The sequence below is a fragment of the Rivularia sp. PCC 7116 genome (assembly GCF_000316665.1).
Lineage (GTDB): Bacteria > Cyanobacteriota > Cyanobacteriia > Cyanobacteriales > Nostocaceae > Rivularia.
The window spans coordinates 4,617,234-4,638,350 of the sequence record NC_019678.1 but is presented as its reverse complement, the minus strand read 5'-3'; the positions used below and the strand labels follow the sequence as shown (position 1 = coordinate 4,638,350).

At 35.8% G+C, this 21,117-nt stretch carries 16 protein-coding genes; 7 read left to right on the top strand and 9 right to left on the bottom strand.

Annotated elements, in window-relative coordinates:
* Positions 1-13: 13 nt before the first annotated feature.
* Positions 14-649, bottom strand: a complete 636-nt coding sequence (locus tag RIV7116_RS17990) for a leucine-rich repeat domain-containing protein (protein ID WP_015119730.1) — start codon at positions 647-649, stop codon at positions 14-16.
* 540 nt (positions 650-1,189) lie between these two features.
* Between RIV7116_RS17990 and RIV7116_RS17985 the strand changes: the two genes are divergently transcribed.
* On the top strand, positions 1,190-1,639 hold the full coding sequence (locus RIV7116_RS17985; RefSeq protein WP_015119729.1) for a rhodanese-like domain-containing protein: 450 nt from the start codon (positions 1,190-1,192) through the stop codon (positions 1,637-1,639).
* Between the two features lie 93 nt (positions 1,640-1,732).
* On the opposite strand, the gene RIV7116_RS17980 is transcribed toward RIV7116_RS17985, so the two are convergent.
* The 4 genes from RIV7116_RS17980 to RIV7116_RS17965 form a co-directional block, all read right to left on the bottom strand.
* Positions 1,733-2,377: a leucine-rich repeat domain-containing protein gene (locus RIV7116_RS17980; protein WP_015119728.1), complete on the bottom strand. Its 645-nt coding sequence runs from the start codon at positions 2,375-2,377 to the stop codon at positions 1,733-1,735.
* Between the two features lie 175 nt (positions 2,378-2,552).
* Positions 2,553-4,484, bottom strand: a complete 1,932-nt coding sequence (locus RIV7116_RS17975; RefSeq protein ID WP_015119727.1) for an ABC-F family ATP-binding cassette domain-containing protein — start codon at positions 4,482-4,484, stop codon at positions 2,553-2,555.
* A gap of 516 nt (positions 4,485-5,000) precedes the next feature.
* Positions 5,001-5,417, bottom strand: a complete 417-nt coding sequence (locus RIV7116_RS17970; RefSeq protein ID WP_015119726.1) for a DUF1824 family protein — start codon at positions 5,415-5,417, stop codon at positions 5,001-5,003.
* A gap of 77 nt (positions 5,418-5,494) precedes the next feature.
* The gene (locus tag RIV7116_RS17965) at positions 5,495-6,337 is read right to left on the bottom strand and encodes a prohibitin family protein (RefSeq protein WP_015119725.1); all 843 of its coding nucleotides are present in this window, start codon (positions 6,335-6,337) and stop codon (positions 5,495-5,497) included.
* Between the two features lie 213 nt (positions 6,338-6,550).
* Here RIV7116_RS17965 and RIV7116_RS17960 point away from each other — a divergent pair, with 213 nt between their 5' ends.
* The 6 genes from RIV7116_RS17960 (at position 6,551) to RIV7116_RS17935 (ending at position 14,805) form a co-directional block, all read left to right on the top strand.
* Entirely contained in the window at positions 6,551-8,371 is a 1,821-nt protein-coding gene (locus RIV7116_RS17960) for an ABC transporter ATP-binding protein (RefSeq protein WP_015119724.1), read from the top strand.
* Positions 8,372-8,800: 429 nt separating this feature from the next.
* Positions 8,801-9,685 (top strand): hypothetical protein, encoded by an 885-nt coding sequence (locus tag RIV7116_RS17955; protein WP_015119723.1) that lies wholly within the window; start codon positions 8,801-8,803, stop codon positions 9,683-9,685.
* 185 nt (positions 9,686-9,870) lie between these two features.
* Positions 9,871-10,302, top strand: coding sequence for a hypothetical protein (locus RIV7116_RS17950; protein WP_044291025.1), 432 nt, complete (start codon positions 9,871-9,873; stop codon positions 10,300-10,302).
* 367 nt (positions 10,303-10,669) lie between these two features.
* Positions 10,670-11,383, top strand: coding sequence for a hypothetical protein (locus RIV7116_RS17945; protein WP_015119721.1), 714 nt, complete (start codon positions 10,670-10,672; stop codon positions 11,381-11,383).
* Positions 11,380-12,324, top strand: coding sequence for a DUF1822 family protein (locus RIV7116_RS17940; protein WP_015119720.1), 945 nt, complete (start codon positions 11,380-11,382; stop codon positions 12,322-12,324). The genes RIV7116_RS17945 and RIV7116_RS17940 overlap by 4 nt, the downstream gene beginning before the upstream one ends.
* A gap of 273 nt (positions 12,325-12,597) precedes the next feature.
* A complete protein-coding gene (locus RIV7116_RS17935) occupies positions 12,598-14,805 on the top strand; it encodes a substrate-binding domain-containing protein (RefSeq protein ID WP_015119719.1) in 2,208 nt (735 codons plus the stop codon).
* An 84-nt stretch (positions 14,806-14,889) separates the two neighbouring features.
* Here RIV7116_RS17935 and RIV7116_RS17930 read toward each other — a convergent pair whose 3' ends face one another.
* The 4 genes from RIV7116_RS17930 to RIV7116_RS17915 all read right to left on the bottom strand — a co-directional run bounded on the left by RIV7116_RS17930 (position 14,890) and on the right by RIV7116_RS17915 (position 20,967).
* A complete protein-coding gene (locus RIV7116_RS17930) occupies positions 14,890-15,525 on the bottom strand; it encodes a hypothetical protein (protein WP_015119718.1) in 636 nt (211 codons plus the stop codon).
* A 1,291-nt stretch (positions 15,526-16,816) separates the two neighbouring features.
* Complete coding sequence (locus RIV7116_RS17925; RefSeq protein WP_015119716.1) at positions 16,817-17,506, bottom strand: response regulator transcription factor; 690 nt, start codon at positions 17,504-17,506, stop codon at positions 16,817-16,819.
* A 965-nt stretch (positions 17,507-18,471) separates the two neighbouring features.
* Entirely contained in the window at positions 18,472-18,948 is a 477-nt protein-coding gene (locus RIV7116_RS17920) for an outer membrane beta-barrel protein (RefSeq protein WP_015119715.1), read from the bottom strand.
* Positions 18,949-19,437: 489 nt separating this feature from the next.
* Entirely contained in the window at positions 19,438-20,967 is a 1,530-nt protein-coding gene (locus RIV7116_RS17915) for a calcium-binding protein (protein ID WP_015119714.1), read from the bottom strand.
* Positions 20,968-21,117: the final 150 nt, after the last annotated feature.

Here is a 21,117-nt window from a genome sequence, read left to right as displayed (position 1 = left end):
GTTACAACATACCCTACAAATTATTGAATTCTACTATTTCAGAAATGCAATCAGGAATTTTTTTGATTGGATTATCATATAAAGTAATTTCTTCTAAATTAATTAGGTTACAAACAGAATTTGAAATTTCTTTTAATTCATTATCATCTAAATAGAGAACTTTTAAATTAGTAAGCCTAAAAAGTTCTTCTGGTAGCTCTTTTAATTTATTATCGTCTAAACCAAGCCATTCTAGTTTTTTTAACTGACATATATTCGATGGAAGCTCTTGTATCTGATTAGATTCTAACTCTAAACAAGTTAAATTTTTTAGTTTAAAAATAGCTGAAGGGATGGAGATTAATTTATTAGTTTCTAAATAAAGCTCATCTAAATTCGTAAGTTGAGCAAAAGTTTCAGGAAGAGTTTCGATTAATTTGTTTTCCATATCTAAACAGCGTAAATTAATTAGTTTAGATATTTCGGGTGAAATATATTGAATGCGATTAAATCTTAAATCTAGTTCCCGTAAAGATTCTATCTCAAAAACCTCAGTTGGTATTTCTGTTAAACCATAGCCAATTAAGGAAAAAGTTTCATGATGTAATCTTTTAGCTTGCTTGACATCTTTTTGAAACTCATCCCAGTCTATTTCACGATAATTACTCATAAATTTAGGCTTTATTAATCAATTAAAATTACTCACAATATAGATGGTGCGTTGCGCGGAGCGACAACACACCCTACAAAGTGATTCTAAATTTTAAAAATAATTCTGATAGAGAATAGCGTGTTGAAGCGGCGAGTTTGGTGGTTTTAACAATTTTTTCTCTAAATAATAACTCAAATAAATATTTATCTTCTCAGCCTATCGTTAGAGAAAAAGCTTAATAAATAATTCAAAGATTACTTCTACAGAAGGAGCAAATTAGATAGTTATGAGCGTTAAGTTTTAATAAGTAATTAAAAATAATTGTGAAAGCGTTAAGGGCTACCGGTATCAAAGCTACTGTTAAGACTAGTTTATTTATCGCAAATTTCACCTAAGTACTACAGTTTAATGTTGTTGTACGTAAGCTCTCATATGTTCGTCATTGCGGGATAGATTCGTCAATAACATACATCGTATATGCATAGTTGTTTATCTGTTACTTACCCTTAACGCTTTTACTGTTTGAGTAAATTAAGAAATAAAAAGAGAGAAGAACACATGGCTAATCCAATCGAAAATATCATTCCCAACCAACCACCTGTAGACAAGAAGAAATCCGATGTCCAGCTGCTGAAGTCTCGCTTAGAGTGGGGTGAGCCTGCATTTACCATCATCGACGTGCGCGATCGCCAAACTTACAATGAAGGGCACATCATGGGTGCTTTACCTATGACAATGGATGGTTTAGGAGATGCAGCAGCGAAAAGTTTGTCTAGAAGCCGCGATATATACATTTACGGCGGTAGCGATTCTGAAACAACACAAGCAGCACAAGCTCTAAGAAACGCTGGTTTTCAAAATGTATCAGAGCTTAAAGGTGGACTTGCTGCATGGAAAGCAATTGGTGGTCCGACTGAAGGTATTGTAGAATCAATGACACCTGCTGGGGAAGATGACTATAACGTTGTTGATAGAATGAAAGATCAAGCAGCAAATATGGACAAATAAAACGTTTTTATTGGTTATGAAGGCTGGTTATATAGCTAGATAAAAACGAAATACTTTGTATGGTGTGTTGTGGCTTCGCGCAACGCACCAATTTTAGTTAAGAAACGATTTATCTAAATCAGTTATCTTAGAGATACAATCGGGTATTTCCTTGATTGGATTATCAAATAAAGTAAGTTTTTCTAAATTAGTTAGCTTACAAATTGAACTCGAAATTTGCTGTAATTGATTACCTTCTAAAAAAAGATATTTTAAACTAGTTAGTTCAAAAAGTTGATCTGGTATCTCTGTTAATTGATTTCCTCTCAAATCAAGTGATTCCAGATTTTTTAGTTGAGATATACTTGCTGGAAGCTTATCTATCTGATTAAAACTTAAAACCAAGCCGGTTAAGCTTGTAATTTGGAAAATAACTGAAGGGATAGATACTAATTCATTATCTTCTAAATACAGTTCGTAGAGATTTACCAGTTGAGTCAATTCTTCGGGAAGAGTTTCTATTTTATTATTGTCTAAAACCAAATAGCTTAAATTCGTTAGTTGAGATATATCTGTGGGAATATATTGAAAAAGGTTATAGCTTAAATCCAATTCACACAAAGAATCTATTTCAAAAATTTCCTTTGGTATTTCCGTTAAACCATAGTTACTTAAATTAAAACAACCCCAATATTCTTCTTTTGCGTCTTTTATTTGTTTTTGAATTTCATTCCAGTTGATTTGATTATAATTAGGCATGATTTATGTTTTATCGTATTAGCAATGCACCGTAAATCTGATATACCAATATTAGAATGGTGCGTTAGGCGCGAAATACAAATATTCCACCACAACCCAAATTATTTATCGCGCCATAACACACCCTACAATCTACAATCAACCAATTACCAATTACCAATTACCAATTCCCTTTTCACCCATCAATTTCAGCCAATTCCATCCACCTTTCTGTAGATTGTTCAATTTCTTCCTTCAACTTCTCCACCTTTTCATAAAGTTCCTGCACTTGAGAATAATCCCCAGCAGCTTTAGTTAAAGCCATTTCCGTTTCCGTCTTCTCGTCTTCTAATTGAGCAATCTTCCCTTCTAGCTGCTCGAATTCTTTTCTTTCCCAATTTGATAAACGACGCTTCTTTTTATTATCTTCTTTCTTAACTTGAGTTTCTACTTTCTGCGTCTCTACCTTTTGTTTGCTTTTTTCTAGTTCCGCTTGTAATTGTTTTTCTTTTGCTTCTTCTGCTCTCTTAAAATCCAGATAAACCGAATAATTACCGGGAAATTCCCGAATTTTTGTATCTTCAAAAGCAAAAATTCTATCAATGGTACGATCTAAAAAGTAGCGGTCGTGAGATACTACTATTACGCAACCTTTGAAGTCTTCTAAATAATCTTCTAATACCGCTAAAGTTTGTACATCTAAATCGTTTGTCGGTTCGTCTAGTATTAAAACATTTGGCGCACTCATTAAAATTCGTAACAAGAATAAACGCCGTTTTTCACCACCGGAAAGTTTATTTATCGGCGCATACTGCTGATTGGGTGGAAACAAAAACCTTTCCAACATTTGAGAAGCACTAATTCTCGTTCCATCGGCAGTTTCGATAAATTCTGCGCCTTCTTGCTTGATATAATCAATCACTCGCTGCGAATCGTTGGAAGCACCAATTAATTCTTCCGAATGCTGATCGAAATAACCAATATAAACGGTGGAGCCAATATCAACTTCGCCAGTATCCGGTTGCTCTCTTCCAGTAATAATATTGATTAAAGTAGATTTTCCCGCACCGTTTTCACCGATGATTCCGACTCTATCTTCCGGGCTAAATTCGTAGGTAAAATCTTTAAATAAAGTTCGTTCTCCGTAAGATTTCGAGACATTATTAACTTCAATAACTTTCTTACCAATACGACGACTAGCTGTAGAAATATCGACTTTTCCTTGAGCTTGTTTAAACTCGGTACCCTGCATTTCTCGAATTCTATCTATTCTCGCTTTTTGCTTGGTACTTCTAGCTTTTGGACCTTTTTTTAACCATTCTAATTCCCGTCGCAATACTCCTTTAAATTTGCGTTGAGTGCTTGCGGCAGAATCTTCGGCTTCAGCTTTTTTCTGTAAGTAATAGGAATAGTTCCCAGAGTAGGTATAAAAATCACCGCGATCAATTTCAATAATGCGATTCGTAACTTTATCTAAAAAATATCTATCGTGAGTTATTAGTAAAAGAGCGCCATTTCTGCGATTCAAATAACTTTGCAACCACTCTACCGAATCAGCATCTAAATGGTTTGTCGGCTCGTCCATCAATAATAAATCTGGCTCGGATAATAAAGCAGTTGCTAAAGCAATCCGCTTGCGATAACCGCCAGATAAAGTACCAATTTTAGCATCAAAATCCGTAATTCCTAACTGCGAAAGAATAATTTTAGCGTTGGTTTCTACTTCCCAAGCGCCAATAATATCCATTCGCTGCGTTACTTCACCCAAACGCGATAAAAGTTGGCTATCTTCGTGATTTTTAGCTAATTTATCCGAAATTTCTTCATATTCGCGCACTAAGTTCATTTGCTCGCTACTATCGGCAAATATTTGTTCTAAAACAGTAAGGCTTTCATCTAAATCCGGCTGTTGGGGTAAATATATAACCTTAGCACCAGGATTTACAATAATTTCACCGCCGTCAATCGGCTCCATTCCGGCAATCATTTTTAATAGCGTAGATTTACCGGAACCATTAGTACCAATTAAACCAACCTTCTCGTCAGCATTCAAACTAAAAGAAGCATCTTTAAGAATTTCTTTGATGCCAAAATCTTTTTTGACAGATTGTAGCGTAATAACACCCATAGGATTTTAGGTTTTAGATTTTGGGTTTTGGATTTTTTATAAGGTGCAAGCACCATTTATTAAGATAGCTCAGGTATTTGAACGATTACAATTTTGTCTGGTTTTATCTTGTCGGAATGGGAGAGGGGGAGTAATCATAGGTTAGGCTAACTAACTGGGTGTAAGCGGAGCAATCTCTTCGTGTAACCCAACACTACAACTAGAATAATAATAATCTACTGTCGCGCCAGATTATCATTCAATTGATGCATGACAGCATTACGATAATTATTAGTTAACCAAGACAAGTTATTTTAGCCGTCACAGCACCCTACAAGAATTTATTCTTCCCTCTCACCACTCTAAATAAAATAAAATCTACCTTTATGAATAGTTAATGTATACTAAAAACCGTAACGTATGATTATTTAATCACGACGTTACGGCTGATAAATCTTCACAGCACATTGGGATTATTGAAAACCGCGATACATTGTAATTTCAATGTCCAATGCCCGATTTAATTAGCAATCGAACCTAATCGAATAAATCTAAGGGTAAATGCCCGTACATATGATTCATTCCACCTTCGGAACATGACTGACAAGAAACTAAAACCCCACGATGATGTCCCAAATAGGAATCTATGTAGCACAAACCATTTTTACCGTTCAGTTTAATGTAAACTGGACCTTCAATTTTAGGTAAATTACTCGGAGGCTCGTAGCCTAATGCCCTCGAATAACTTTCCATTGCTTTTATTCCTTCTTCAGTGGTATCAGCAGAAATACCCAGAATTTGGTAATCACATAGACTAGCAAGCAAAGTCAAAGCCCGACGGACTGAATTTTTCTGTGATGGCTTCAGTTGGGCTGCAATATCAACGAAGTCATATTTACTCAATATTTTCTTAGCTTCTTCAACCGTAAGCTGGGTTTGGGGTTTGCTTGTCATAAGCGTAACTTCAATCTAATAGGGGTTTGCGTTGTATGGTGTAGAGCCTCTACTCTACCAAAAATTCACAGTCAGGATTAATCCTGTATGTTACTCAAATTAAATAAAAATGGGACGCTATTATTTGACTCATTGCCCATGACTAAAACTCTGGGCATTTGAGAGCCACCTTTCTTCCAGGCTTCAATAGCTTCTTTTTGCAGTACTAACTGTCCACCTTGTGCTTTCAAGGTTTCAGCCAAAAGTTTTTGAGCTTCTGCTTTACCTTTAGCACGGTTAATCTCCGCGAATGCTTCTTGCTCTGCTTCTGCTGCAATATAAACCGCTCTTTGCGAACGTTGTTCGGCAATTTGCTTTTCTTCTACAGCTTTAGCAAATTCGGGAGAGAAGGTTAAGTCAATAACGCTAGTATCTAGAATGATAACTCCATATTTCTCCAAACGCTCTCCTAATGCGTTATCAAAATCAGTTTTTAATTCTTTCCTTTTGGTAATTGCTTCTTCTACAGTTCTTCTGGCTGCGGCAATTTTAAAGGATTCCTGAGTTTGCGGTGCAATAATTTTGGAGACAATATTTTCTAAACTCCCCTGCTTTCTTCTAATTTCCACAACTTCAGTCGAATCTATCCGAAAGTTGATGGCAAATTTTGCAGTTAATTCTTGCAAATCTTTAGTAGAACTTTGAGCAGGTATTTCATATTTCTGCACTGTTACATCATATATATCGACATTAGAAACTATGGGGGGTTTGAAGTGAATTCCTTCTAGCAAAGCGCCATCTTGTGCTTTACCTAATATACTCAAAACTCCGGCTTGACCGGGATTAATAATTACAAATGCATTCAGGCTAAAAATAACAAGTAGTGAAACCAAAACACCTGCAATTGCTGACTGCAATCCACCTAATTGTTGATTTTTCAATTGAATGCTCCTTTTATGTTATGAATTGCGGTTTTTCTAACCAAAATGCAGCTATTTACCTTCAAGAAATTAATTATTTCTGATTCGCTAATAACTGTTAACTGTTAACTATTTACTGATGATCCACACCCTCTGGGTGAACAACTGATTTTAGGTGTCTCAAGGGAGAGTCGCAACATGGTAATATAAGTTCCCAGCATTTACCTTGATATTGTGGCTCAAGTACTTAAATCCAATCGGTTGCAAAAACAGCGTCAGGATTCAGCGCATCCTTTGAAACGCTTGCTTGACTACGGACATGATTATCGCCAAAAAATCTGGTTGGCAGTAGTTTGTTCTATTCTTAATCGGCTATTTGACTTGGCACCTCCAGTCTTGATTGGCTTTGCCGTTGATGTTGTTGTCAAGCAGCAAGATTCTATCATTGCTAGTTGGGGAATCACAGATATTTTTTGGCAATTTTTAATACTTTCTTTGTTAACGGTTGTAATTTGGGTATTAGAATCGGTTTTTGAGTATGCTCTGGAAACTCTATGGCGTAATTTAGCGCAAACGATTCAACACGATTTGCGCTTGGATGCCTACAAACATTTACAAAATTTAGAATTAGCCTACTTTGAAGAACGCAGCACTGGCGGTTTGATGTCTATTCTCAGCGATGATATCAACCAGCTAGAGCGCTTTTTGGATGTGGGCGCTAACGATATATTGCAAACTGCCACAACTATTATTATTCTCGGCGGTGCTTTCTTAATTTTAGCTCCTAATGTGGCATGGATGACCATGTTGCCGATTCCGTTCATTCTTTGGGGCACTTTCGCTTATCAAGATTTGCTCGAACCTCGTTATGCTGATGTTCGCGAAAAACTGAGCTTTCTAAATTCTCGTTTATCTAATAATTTAGGCGGTATTACTACTATTAAAAGCTTTACTGCCGAAGAATATGAAAGCAAGCGTTTAGAATCGGAAAGTGATGCTTACCGCCGCAGTAACAGTAAAGCAATTAAACTTTCTGCTGCTTTTGTACCCTTGATTAGAATGTTAATTTTAATCGGGTTCACGGCACTGTTATTATTCGGCGGCATGTCAGCAGTTAACGGTAATATGTCTGTAGGAACTTACAGCGTTTTAGTGTTTTTAACTCAAAGATTACTTTGGCCTTTAACTAGATTAGGACAAACCTTCGATCTATATCAACGAGCGATGGCTTCCACAATTCGGGTGCTGAATTTGCTGGATACTCCCATCACGATTAATCCCGGCAATATTGATTTACCCGTAGAAAAAGTACGCGGCGAAATCAAGTTTAATAACATTACTTTTGCTTACAAAGATAGACAGCCAGTAATTAAAAATTTGTCCTTAGAGGTACCCGCAGGAAAAACTATTGCTATTGTCGGCTCCACGGGTTCGGGAAAAAGTACTTTAGTTAAATTATTGCTGCGATTTTACGAAGTAACTGCTGGCAATATTACTGTTGATAATATTGATTTACAAAATATAAATCTTCAAGATTTACGTCGCTGTATCGGTTTAGTTAGTCAAGATGTATTTTTATTTCATGGTACGGTAGCAGATAATATCGCTTACGGAAGCTTCAACGCCAACGATAAAGAAATCATGAATGCTGCCAAAGTCGCAGAAGCCCATGAATTTATCATGCAGCTACCCCAAGGCTACGAGACAATAGTCGGCGAGCGCGGACAAAAATTATCCGGCGGGCAAAGACAAAGAATAGCCATCGCCAGAGCAATATTGAAAAATCCGCCAATTTTGATATTAGACGAAGCAACATCAGCAGTTGACAACGAAACAGAAGCAGCGATCGCCCGCTCTTTAGAACGAATTACCGTAGATAGAACAACCATCGCCATAGCCCACCGTCTTTCCACCATTCGTAATTCAGACTGCATATATGTGGTTGAATACGGCGAAATTGTAGAATCGGGCACTCACGAAGAATTATTAGAACACAAGGGAATCTACGCAAGTCTGTGGCGAGTACAGTCGGGGCTCAGAACAGTCAGCAGTTAACAGTAACCAGTAAATGTGTAGGTTGGGTTAGACACGAAAACTAAATTCGATTTGTAACGATGATTTAAATTATCGTGTTGTAACCCAACATTGCGACTTATTAAAAAAATACGGTTTTTTATCAAGGTTAACTTGTGCATTACGGCAATTTCGGCATATTTATTTAACCTTATTCCTTGACTCTGGCAAATACTTATAGGTTGGGTTGAACTAAGTGAAACCCAACATTCGTGTTGGGTTACGACACGACAATATAATTTGTGATAAATCCAACTTGCTTTTCGTGTCTAACCCAACCTACAAATATGGTAACTGTTCGCTGTTTACTGCTCACTGTTAACCGATAGTTCCTTCCGGACACAATATAACTTGATGGAAACACTAATAATAGTTATAACAGTGTTTTAAGTTATATAGTTATTTTTACTGATGAAAAATAATTCTCATCCAAAACCTCTTGGAATTATATTGGTCTTTTTACTTACTTTTGGTAGTACTGTTTTTGCTGGCTTCTTAGCTTCTATATTCATTTCTAAGTCTTATTGGGGATATTATTTCAATCCCCCTGAATTACCTCAAAAAGTAGAAGAGTTTGAGACAATTCGTTCTATTACTCCTGTTTCAAGTATTAAAAGAAACAATGGAAACAGAATTTTTAAAATTGATACTTCAAATTCTTGTATCCAAGATATACTCTCAGGTATTGAAAATCTTAAAAGCAGTTGCGGTACGGGAAAATGCAACACAGAATATTGCGACAATAGTAGAGTTGTTTTATCTTTAGCTAATCAGCAAAAACTACCAGAAAAGACTTCTTATATTTCTCCGGATAAGTTAAATTCTTTATATAAATATTTGGAATCAACTGAACTGCTATACGAAGGAGAAGCAGGATATAACGGCGAATTAATAGCAGATTCGGCTACCGGAGATTTAATATCCAAAGGTGATGGCAAGCGGCTGGAAGGCGTAGTAGTTGAAGCTGAAGATAAGAAGAAGCAATTGTATTTATTTATAGCAGTTAATGGCGGACAAATCAGTAACGACCATTATCCATATTACGAATTTTTATTTGAACTTCCCAAAGATAAGTCAACTCCCAAATTGATTGCAAACAACCGTTTCTTTTACGAAATTGCCGGAGTTGAAGGAATTTTAGAATGGAATGTTATCTGGATGTTTTTTATTGCGATCGGTTTTATTCTTAGTATTCCAATTACAATTTTACTGATTAGCATAAAAGGACGTAAAAAATCTCAACAACTATTGTTACCAGGAAGCAGCGAACAGTTAACAATTAACAGCGATCGGTAGAATATAGAGTGTTTTACTCTATCTATAATCACGAAATAAGGTAACTGCATAACAAAGCAAAGCTGGCGCAAAGACTCCCGATATTTGGAAAAGCAGTAGCAACAGTAATTGAAGTTGCGATAATAATATCAGCTAATAACTGCCAAATATGAGATGATTGTATTAAGTACGTATACAAAGATGCAATTATGTTTGCTAGTACCCAACCTGAAATACCCCAACCCAAATGGCTCCATCAACTGGATAAATTTGTGAAAGCTCACCAGCAAGAATTAGCAGCGCTTTCTTGGGCACTTTGGCAACAAAATGGTGACAGTAAGGGTACCATCGGTATTGATTTACAACCAAAGCCGCATTTTGTATATTGCCCTAAAGAGGCAATTGAAAAGTTTAACGATAATGTTGATAATAAGCTTCAGGAAATTTTAGGTTTAGTAGAAAATCACAAACCTGAAGTTGAAGTTTTAATGATTGGTATCGGTAAAGAGCAAATTAAATTAGTCTATTTTGAGCCAGAAACTCCACCGCCTGTTTGTTATCGGCAAGTCGATAAAGATTTGGATGGGTTAATGGATGTCTTAGAAGAATTATTGGCTGAAGAAATAATTGTTAATTGAAAATTCATTAATTTGGCGTTGCTGAATCTGGGCATGAATTTTAATGTACAGAGCTATAACTACTAAGTCTCCCAATATCTGAAAGAATTTTTTGTTAAGCAAAGCCCGCTCTGGGAGAATATCAGCTTTTGGCTATAGCTTATAAGATACCGCCGCTTTTATCTGAAATAGAGACTTAACCTATCATTAATCATTACTGAGTTAAACAATAATACTATTAACTTAGTATAATTATTTATAATAAATTACTTAACAATGAACAATCAAAGTAGTTTATACAACAATTAGTTTACAAGTATGTCGGATAGGATATTGCTGTCAAAGTTAAGAAGAGTTAATTAATCAGAGGTTTGGGAGAATATTAGGAGTGGATGAAAAACTTCAACAACTGATTGAGGAGGTGTGTCGTTACAGAGAAGGTACCCCACAAAGACAAAAAGCTTTAAATAAGTTACTGATAATTGTTCAACAACTTCCTGGAATTTATAAGTCTTACCATCAAGATTATTTAGAAGCTCTAAACAAAACATGGGATTGGTTTTGTCGGAGCATTGATAAATTTGAAGCTAATCCCAATAAATCTTTGCAAGAGTCTTTAGTCATATGGATTAATGGCTATCTAAAGTGGCGTGTAAAAGATATATACAATCCTACGGATAAGCCTACTGTTAGTTTAGACGAACTGATAATTAACGCAGAAGGGCAGAAAACTACCCGAAAAGACCAATTATCAGATTCTAAATATACACCAGATGCTTCAAATCGTAGTAATACTTTAGACTTGCTCGATGTCAAAATTGCTGAGATTCAGAAAAGCGATCGCCGAAAATTAGCAGAAGATATTGCTCAATTAATCGAAGAAGATCCAAAATGCGAGTTAAGACACTGTTATACCAGAGCAAATGCAGAATGTAACTGTCAATTTCTAGCAAAGCAATTATTGCTAGCAAACCCGTCTCATAAAATTGCCGATATTGCCAGAGATTTAAATGTAAGCAGCCAAACCATATATTCTCACTGGAAAAGAATATGCTTACCCTTACTTCAAAAGATTGGTGTGAACTTGAGGATTGAGAAATGAACAGCGCGCAACCGAATTATTTACAAGTTTCTTTGGGGAAAGATGCTCATCAAAAAGCTGAAGAATTTGCAGCAGAGCAGGATTCTGTAGAGAAGGGCAAACAAGTTTATTTAAATACTCTAGCAGTTTACGCCGTTAATAATTATTTAAAATGGCTGAAGGTTGAAACGGCTTTGCATCAAAGCGATAGCTGGGATTGGCGAATTAGGACATTTTTTGATGTAGCAGATTTAATGTTGGAAAATGTTGGCAAAATAGAATGTCGTCCCCTGTTGCCCGGTATGGATGCTGTGGTTTTGCCCCAAGAAGTAACCAAAGAGCGAATTGGTTATGTTGGAATACGGTTTTCAGAGCGGTTGGATTTTGTTGAAATATTAGGTTTTGCCCCAGCCAGAGCAATAGTTGGGCATTCAGAAGTAATTGCAATAAATAAATTGCAATCCTTTGATGTTTTGATTGACATCATAAATCAGCGCAAAAGTTTAGTAAATTTATGCCAGTGGTTTGAAGGAATATTTGATCGAGGTTGGCAATCTCCCGAATTAGTTTTTGCCGGTGATTTTAGAAGTTCAAAACTGCGCCATCGATACAGAAGCGCTGCGACTGTCACCCGTGAGGATAAAGACTATGTAACAAATTCTATTAGCCGCGCCAAAGTAGTTGATGTTGGTAGGCAGATAATATTGTTAATAGAATTAACGCCAACAAATAGCGAAGTGTTTGATATCAGGTTGCGAGTTTACCCCGCTGAAGATACGGTTCATTTACCCAGCGGTTTGCAGCTGAGTATTTTTGATGAATCTGGCAATGCTTGTATGCAAGCTCAATCAGAAGCTGCTGATGATTGGATGCAGTTAGAGTTTGGTTGCCAGCATGAAGAAAAATTCAGCGTAGAATTGAAGTTAGGAAAAGCTTGTATTACTGAAGAGTTTGTTGTTTAAATAAAACGAATTTGCATTAAAGGTTTTGGATTTTCTTCTTCTTTTAAGAAGGAATTGGGATAATTTTAGATTTGAAGTTTTAGATTTGAAGTTTAGATTTGAAGTTTAGATTTGAAGTGTAGATTTTAAGTTTAGATTTGAAGTGTAGATTTTTAATTATCCCTACAAAAGCTAAAGGCTTATATTAAATCTAAAATCTGTCGGTGGAAAATTGAGGGAAACATATCCATCATCAACTCTTCGCAAAATCCAAAATTAATCAAGTTATATATTATGGCAATTGTTAAACTGAAAATCAGGGAAAGTAAAGAAGGATTTCAGGTAGATTTAACCGCCAGAGAATTATATATTGAAGCTGAAGGTTATCTACCTCCTCTACCACCAAAATTAGAAACATCTTTTAATAACTGGCAGCTAGCTTATCGTGAAATTGATGCAGTGCGCTCGGTTTTTACTTCTACTCAAGTTCGTCTGACTCCCAAGAACATTACTAAGTATTCCAGTGCCGAATATACAACCTCGGTAAAAGACAGTTTAAATCAATGGCTTAATTGCGGCGATTCCAAATGGCTGCCCGTGCGGGATCGATTAATTGCGATCGCGCAGCAGTTGCATCATAAAAATGAGGAGATTCGCGTCATTATAGATGCAAAAGATGTTAAATTACGTCGTCTACCTTGGCAAGAATGGAATTTATTTGAAGAACATTATCCCCAAGTAGAAATTGCTTTAAGCGCGGCGAAGAATACACTTAAGCAAACAAAATACACAATTCCTCAAAGCTCAAAAATTAGAGTTTTGGTTGCTGTCGGTAGAAGCGACGGTATTAATACTCAAGAAGATTTAGAAGTAATTAAAGATTTAGAACAACATGGCGCAGAAGTTGTCTGTTTAATGCAACCTAATCGTAAAGAATTATGTGAAGCTTTATGGGACGAGCAGGGATATCATATTTTTATATTTACAGGGCATAGCGGCAGTCAAGAAAACGGGCATATCGGCTGGATTGAACTCAACGATACAGATCGTTTAAGTATTGAAGAATTCAAAGAAGCTTTGAAACAAGCCATAAATAAAGGATTGCAGTTAGCGATATTTAACTCCTGCGATGGTTTGGGGTTGGCTTCGCAACTAGCGCATCTACATTTATCTCGCTGTATTGTGATGAGGGAACCAGTACCAGATAGAGTTGCTGTAGAATTTTTAAAATACTTTTTTAAAGAATTTACTCGCAATCAATCGCTTTCCACAGCTTTAAATAAAGCCCGCAAGCAATTGGAACATTTCAATTTAGATTATCCTGGTGCAGTTTGGCTGCCAACAATTTGTATTGCACCTAATGTTAGATCGTTAACTTGGAAATCGCTGAATCCAGAAAATGTTGCTCCCGTAGAAGTTTCTCATAAATTAGAGAAGCCATTACCAAAAGATAAGCCAAATATTAAAGTACTAATATTCATTTGTTTATTTGTCAGCAGTATCGCCGGTATTTTAGCTTGGAATTGGTTTTCTAAGCCGCAACCCATACAACCAATAGCTAAAATTCCGACAGAAAAACCATTCGCTCAATTTGCTTCGGTAAACGTTCCTTCGGCGAAATTTAACTATGGTGGCAGCACTACCTGGGCACCTATTACTAAGTTATTGAACAAAAAAATAAATCGAGTTCATCCTCAATTTCAACTCGAATATAAACGGCGGCAACAAGAAGAACCCGGTAGTGGTACCGGCATTCAAATGCTTTTAAATAAGGAACTAGATTTTTCACTGTCTTCCCGTAATTTAACAACTAGCGAACTAGAAGATGCCAAAAAACTAGGCATTAATTTGCAAAAAATTCCCATAGCTGTTGATGCAATTGCAGTGGCTATCAACCATAGTATAAATATTGATGAATTGACTTTAAAAGAGCTTGAAAAAATTTATACAGGTAGAATTCGTAATTGGCAAGAATTAGGTGGTCCAAATTTAGCAATAAAACCCTATTCTAGAAGTAAAGAAGTAGGAGGTACCGTAGAGTTTTTCTACCGAAATGTTTTAAGAGGCGAGAAATTTAGTAACAGTTTAGAAATTGTTCGCGATACAACGCAAGGTATTCGTAAGGTATCGCAAAACCCAGCAGGAATTTACTACGGCTCAGCTTCAGAAATTGTCAATCAATGCCGTGTAAAAACTGTCAAGTTAGGAAATACAAAAGATAATATGGTTGCTCCTTATAAACAACCATTAATTCTTCCTCCTGACTGCGAGCAAAAACCAAACCAAGTAGACATTGATAAATTATCTAGCAACGATGAATATCCGATTACCAGAAGATTATATGTAATTTATAAGCATAGTAGTATTAATCCCGATCCCGATTTGACCGAAGATTTTAAGATAGTCAAAGCTGCAAAAGCTGTTGAGGCTTACACAAAGTTACTAAAAACAGATGAAGGAAAACAGCTGATAAAAGAAGCTGGTTTTCTTCCGGTTAATTGATATTTTTTGTCCGATAGAGAAGAATCTAATAGCTGTATTGTGGGAATATTCACTTCGAGCTAAAAAACACGATTAAAGTATGAATCATATATTCACTGCAATCTCGCTGGGATTTTCTTTGATATTCTTCTCCAATTTAAAGGAATTAAAAAACTGGTTCGCATCTCCAGCTTTATAATTAGAAATATCTAATATATACAACCTTTGATCTACCAAAAACAACCTACTTTTAGCAGCTATTTTTTGATTATTACTTTGATATTCAACTTCTATGCCAGAATATTGACCCAATTTAATATTTTTCTGATTAATAAAATTAACTTGATTACCTAAAAAATCCTTTAAAAATTGATGATAAACTTCATCAAGCGGCAAGTTAGTTAAATCAGTATTATAATCAACGTAACCAACTATATAAGAACTTTTTTTTGTATCAGCGTAATAAATATTTATAGAATACTCTTCACTGTTGGAATTTAAATTAGCTACAGATGTACTAGGGACGAAAATCGAAAAATTCCCCTCGTCGGAATAAAATTTTTTCCATCCAGAAGCTGCTACTACGGGATTATCGGTATTAAGTTGGGAAAAAAGCGAGACTAATTCAGCTTGTGCTGTTAATAATTGCGGAGGAGAAAATGCAATTGCTGCATTAAGCTTAAGAACATATGCCACTATTCCGAACCCAAGCATTATCAAGCTTACTGATGATCTATTCATACTTATGTCTCCTATGATACTGGGAAATAACTGGCATAAATCTTAATACAGCTAAAATCAATTCAAATCACTACGATTATTAAAATTCACCTGTAGGATTTCTATTTAAATATCAGCATGTGTAGAGTTTTTATGAAAAATGTCTGGTAATTAAGCTATTAAGCACTCAAGATTATAAAGAAGAGTAATTTTTCCGTCATTAGTATTCTGTCTAGAAAAAATGTCAAAATTTTTACTAAACAATTATGAATTCAGTTATTTACTAACATGTATTAATAGTTTTCATTTTTTATTTTTTCCTTTATTCCCTTTCTCGATTGCTTGCTTTGCATATTAAGCAGTGAAAACGATAGGGTTTTGGTCGATAAATTGAAATTATATTAGAGAATAAATTTATACAAACTATTAAATCTAATATCTTGCATTATTGTCGTAAAGCCCGAATACCATGGGAATCAAAATTCGAGGCTGACAACTAACATCTTGCACCAATAGCAAAAACCCAGTTTTTTCTAATTTCACAACGAGAGAATAATACTTTCACGATTAGAAACCGGGTTCTTTGAGCTTCTTGAGAATAGTGCAAGATATAAGCTAAATACTACTATTAGTGCTTTTTAGTTCTAGGAAGATTATAATCTATCCAAAACTGAAATCACAAGAATACGCATATTAGAGTTAATAAAAAATAAAGTAGAAAATGTCCAGAAGTTTGCTGGTGTTTAGCATGAGTATCGTGGCTACATATTCTTAATGTTGAGATATCCTTATCGCCCTCAATTTTATTCATATTTTGCTCTACAAATGAGTCTGATGCATAGTAAAATACGCTACTCGCACTTACTTCTGGACTACATAAGAATGCGGCGAATGGAAGTATTGCAGATGTCAATACAGCAGACTTCATATAGGGAGCATCCCAATTTCGCAAAAAGCCCACAGACTAAAAGTCTGGGGCTTCGTTTTTGTAGCCGCACCCTTCCAGGGTGTTGGATAAAGTATTTGTTCAAAATTGGGATGATCCCTTCATATGATTTACTCCTAAAATAATTAAGGCATAATAAAACTTATAAATTTATAAGAATTATTCAGATTATTTTGGTGCGAAAATTATCCCTATATATTTATCGGAGTTTCTACCAAGATTTACGAAATATGTACGAAATATCCAAGTAATATAATGTTCCATAAAACATACATAATATGTCATTGCGAGGGAAGCGAAGCAATCATAATCACTGCAATTGCTTCGCTTTGCTCGTAATAATGCTTAATTTAACGGACATGAAAATTAATCAATTAAGCCTTCTTCTCTAGCTCTAAGATGAGTAATAACCCGAAGATTTTTCCCTTGATGCTTTAATTCGTCAACATTAATATTCAAAACTTCTTGTAACTTAAACCAATAATGACGTACCATTCGCTCCGAAACACAGATATGTGCAGCAATTGCTTTATCTTGCAATCCTTCTTCAAATGCTAGATTAAGCAGTCTCAACCACTCTGGTTTTAGTTCCAATCCAGAGTTAATTGCTCTAATATCCTTGGTGTGAGTCCATCCTTGTAGAGTCCATCGAACCCTATTTAATGTTTCTTGACTAGAAAGAGATTTATCCGCGACTACGAAACCCGATGGATGTTTATCAATTTCCGCTTTAATTCGCACCAAACTATTGATGTAACTACTTTGTACGAGAATATTACTATCGGGACATTTTCTTAATAATTCTTTAATTAACTGCATTCCGCTATTAATTTTAATTGCATCCCCAATATCCCGTGCAACGTAAATATCGGTAATAACCAAATCTGGCTTGACTAGTGCAATTTGATGCAAAGCTTGTTCTACAGTTATTGCGGTATAAATTTGAGCATCAGGGTAAAAAGAACTTAAAATTTCTAATGTTCCATTCAGAAATATTTCGTAACTATCAATTAACAAAATAGTTGGTGATTTTGTTGTTTGTAAATTTAGGCTCATAACCAATGTTCCAAATTTATATAACTTGTCTGCGGTATTTTTTTGTAAGTACCTATACAAATATGTTTCTGTGATGAATTACTGTAAATTACGCATTGCTTGAATTTTTTACTATTGCCAGACGCTTGTGCTATTTACCAAATTCTTTAACGGAAACAGAATGTAATTGAGGATACTAAAAGCAAAGTCACTGCGATGCTAGATAGCATTTAACTAAGTTACCGACTGCCCTAAACACCTAACTTCTAGCAACAAATGCGTAAATCTCATCAAATATATATTTTCTGGATAATATTTCCTTATGCTATATCTTCTGTACATCCTCATTAAAGCTCTGCTCATTTTATAATATAACTCCGTAATTATGCCGAATATAGGGATATACGATTCATTGTACATTAAATATCAGTAAAAATCAGTAAAGCTCCGAAAAACTCCTCTACATATATATAGTGACGATATATTAAGCATTTCAAGCTTTATAAATTGTTAAATAGACACTGTTCTTAGAAGGATTAAGTAAACCAGTTAAGCTTCTGTGTATCTAACTTTTATCTAAAAAGTGGGCTATCTGAACCGCAATACAATAATTAGAGTAGTTTAATATAGTTGATTGCGCGGTGTCATTACGAGTGTAACGGAGTAAAACGAAACAATATTAAGGACTGCCTCAGCCCTATACAGGATTGATATTAGCCCTAAGAAAAAACACGCAGGAAAAAGTCTAACTTTTCCATGCGTGGTTATTTATGCTTTATATTTTTTTATGGCAATAAGTCAGGACTTACGCAGGTGTCACAAGGCTCGGGTGGTGGGTGACACTACAACTCTTATTATTACGTTCTGATTTTAACTAGGTGTCACAGCACCCTACAAACTATTCCTTTCTTATGGTTTAGCATTTGCTATACCTCCGATAAATGCTTGAGACAAAGCAATAGTCGTAATTTTGCGCGCATAAATCCTTAGAAACGGTACCCAAGTCCAATCCCGAAACCTGTATCAGCATCATCATCTAAAGGAATGATTAAATCGCCGAAAGCTACTACATTAGTAGCGATTTCAGTTTCTGCACCTGCATTCAAAAACGCAGTAGAATCACCGCTACCAAAAGCTAAACCAGCACCAGCGTAAGCATTTGCTTTGTCGCCGATAGGTAGATCGTATGTAACAGCTGGCTGAAAAAATGTTTCTGTATCGTTATCATTATCTATCACAGCTATGCTGCCTCGCACGGAAACTGGTAATTTAGGAAAATCGTATCTTCCGTAAATGCCAAGGCTAGTTATTCCGCTTCCAGTCTGGAAACTACCACCAACGTAATGTCCGTCCAAGCCCTGTTCAGATTGGGCGCTAGCAGATAATGCAGATGCAAAAGTTACAGCGCAAGCAATGGAGGAGGCAGTAGAAATTTTTGCAACAGACTTAAAAAACTGACGCATGATATTACCTATGTATAAACACTAACTAATCGCAAAATTTATTCGGATTTTCAAATATTTGAGCAAGAGATATTGCTACAGAAGTTTTTACTCCGAGTGTTTAGAATATTAGCTCAGTATTTTTTCTATTGTCTGTGTTTAAAATTACTTCCCGTTAAACATATTATTTTGTATATTTGTTCAATTTTGACAAACCTAATGATTATTTTGTATGAGAGGCAAAATGAAGTGTAGATTTTCTTCCCCCATTATTGCTGTGCCGATGTGTCACATAACCGCAACATATTGAAGCCAATGATAAGCTTTTTGTTGTTATCCACCAGCTTGGTACTGTAATACTTACGAAAATACCATTGCAAAAGGCGTTAAAAGAATTTTCTTTTAACACCTAAAAGCTGATTCAATATGAGTAAAATTTTGTACCCTCAGAAACCTATGTGCTAATACCCTTAGCGCATTACAGCCTCTCAAACATACCCTATTTGCAATTTACGCAAAAGTAAAGTCGCTATTAGTATCAAAGCTACTATTAACAGATGCAATTATGTCATCACCAAAAGCGATCAAGTTTGTAAAGCTATTTTGAATGAAGGAGTAATCATCAAGACTACCGGTAAGTTGAATTTTATCCTCACCAGATACAAAGTCTTCTATGATTGCAACATCGCCAAAACCAGCATCTGAATAGAATACATGATAGTCTTCTCCTAAGACAAATGTGTCTATTCCGGCTCCTCCTGTCAGGTTATCTATGCCGCCAAAACCATTAATAATATTGTCTTCAGCATTTCCAGTAATCTTGTCATCCTGAGCAGTACCGATAACGTTTACAAAGTTAACAACGGTTCGATTGAGACTACCGATTACAGGTATATTATTAACTTCTAGAGTTTCTGCTGCTAAGTCAACATCTATAGAAATAGGACTTTCAGCGCTCGAAGTATCAATAGTGTTAGCTTGGTTTTCGTCACCAATAATTGTTTCGACTCTGATAAGTTCGTCGGTACCTAAGCCACCATCTTTTTCGATAATCCCAGTAGGCAAAAGGGTAATTGCTTCACCTAAACCAGTGTAATCAACTGTATCATAACCGCTGTCATCACCGTTGATTACATCATTACCAGCACTTCCACCAAAGTAATCGTTACCACCGCCACCGATAAGGATATTATCTTTAGAGTTACCGATGATACAATCGTCTTGAGTAGTACCAACAACGTTTACAAAGTTCTTGACAGTAAAGGTTACATCACCCAAACCGGGGATGTTCTCTACTGTTAACCTTTCATCTGACAAATCAATATCGAAAGACGTGACTCCGCTTGTCGCTGTAGAACCGTCGATTGTATTAGCTTGTCCATTTGCACCAATGATAGTTTCTATATTTAAAAGTTGGTCTGTACCTAAACTACCTTTATGAACTACACCAAAAGCTTCCAGGGTAATTGCTTGATGCAAATGACTGTAATCGGCACTATCCTTACCTTTGCCGCCATCTAAAATGTCATGACCTTTGCTACCCAAAAGAATATCGTTACCGTTATTACCTTTGAGTAAATCGTTACCTATACCACCGTTGAGCAAATCATTACCATTGCCTCCATTCAGCGTGTCATCACCTTGACCACCTTTGAGAGTATCGTTACCGTTACCACCTTTGAGTAAGTCATCACCCTTACCACCTTTGAGAAGGTCATTACCGTTGCCACCTTCTAGAGTGTCGTTGCCTTTACCGCCTTTGAGAGTATCGTTACCGTTACCACCTTTGAGTAAGTCATTACCCTTACCACCTTTGAGAAGGTCATTGCCGTTGCCACCTTCTAGAGTGTCGTTGCCTTTACCGCCTAAAAGAACGTCATTACCGTTACCACCCTTTAATGAGTCATTACCTCGACCACCTAGGAGAAAATCGTTACCCCCACGACCTTTTAGAGTATCATTTCCACCTTTACCAAAGATGAAATCTGCTCTATGAGTACCGTTTAATTTTTCGCTTTTTGCTGTACCATAAAATAACATAGTAATTATCAATCCTTATAAAATAGGTTGGTCAAACGATTCGCTGTATTTCTGAGGTCTTAGCGAATCGTATTTAACAAAATCTGACGAGCGACAGCGATTGAAGCTCTGTTTCAAACGCTTCAATCAAAATTTAAGGCAATATTAATA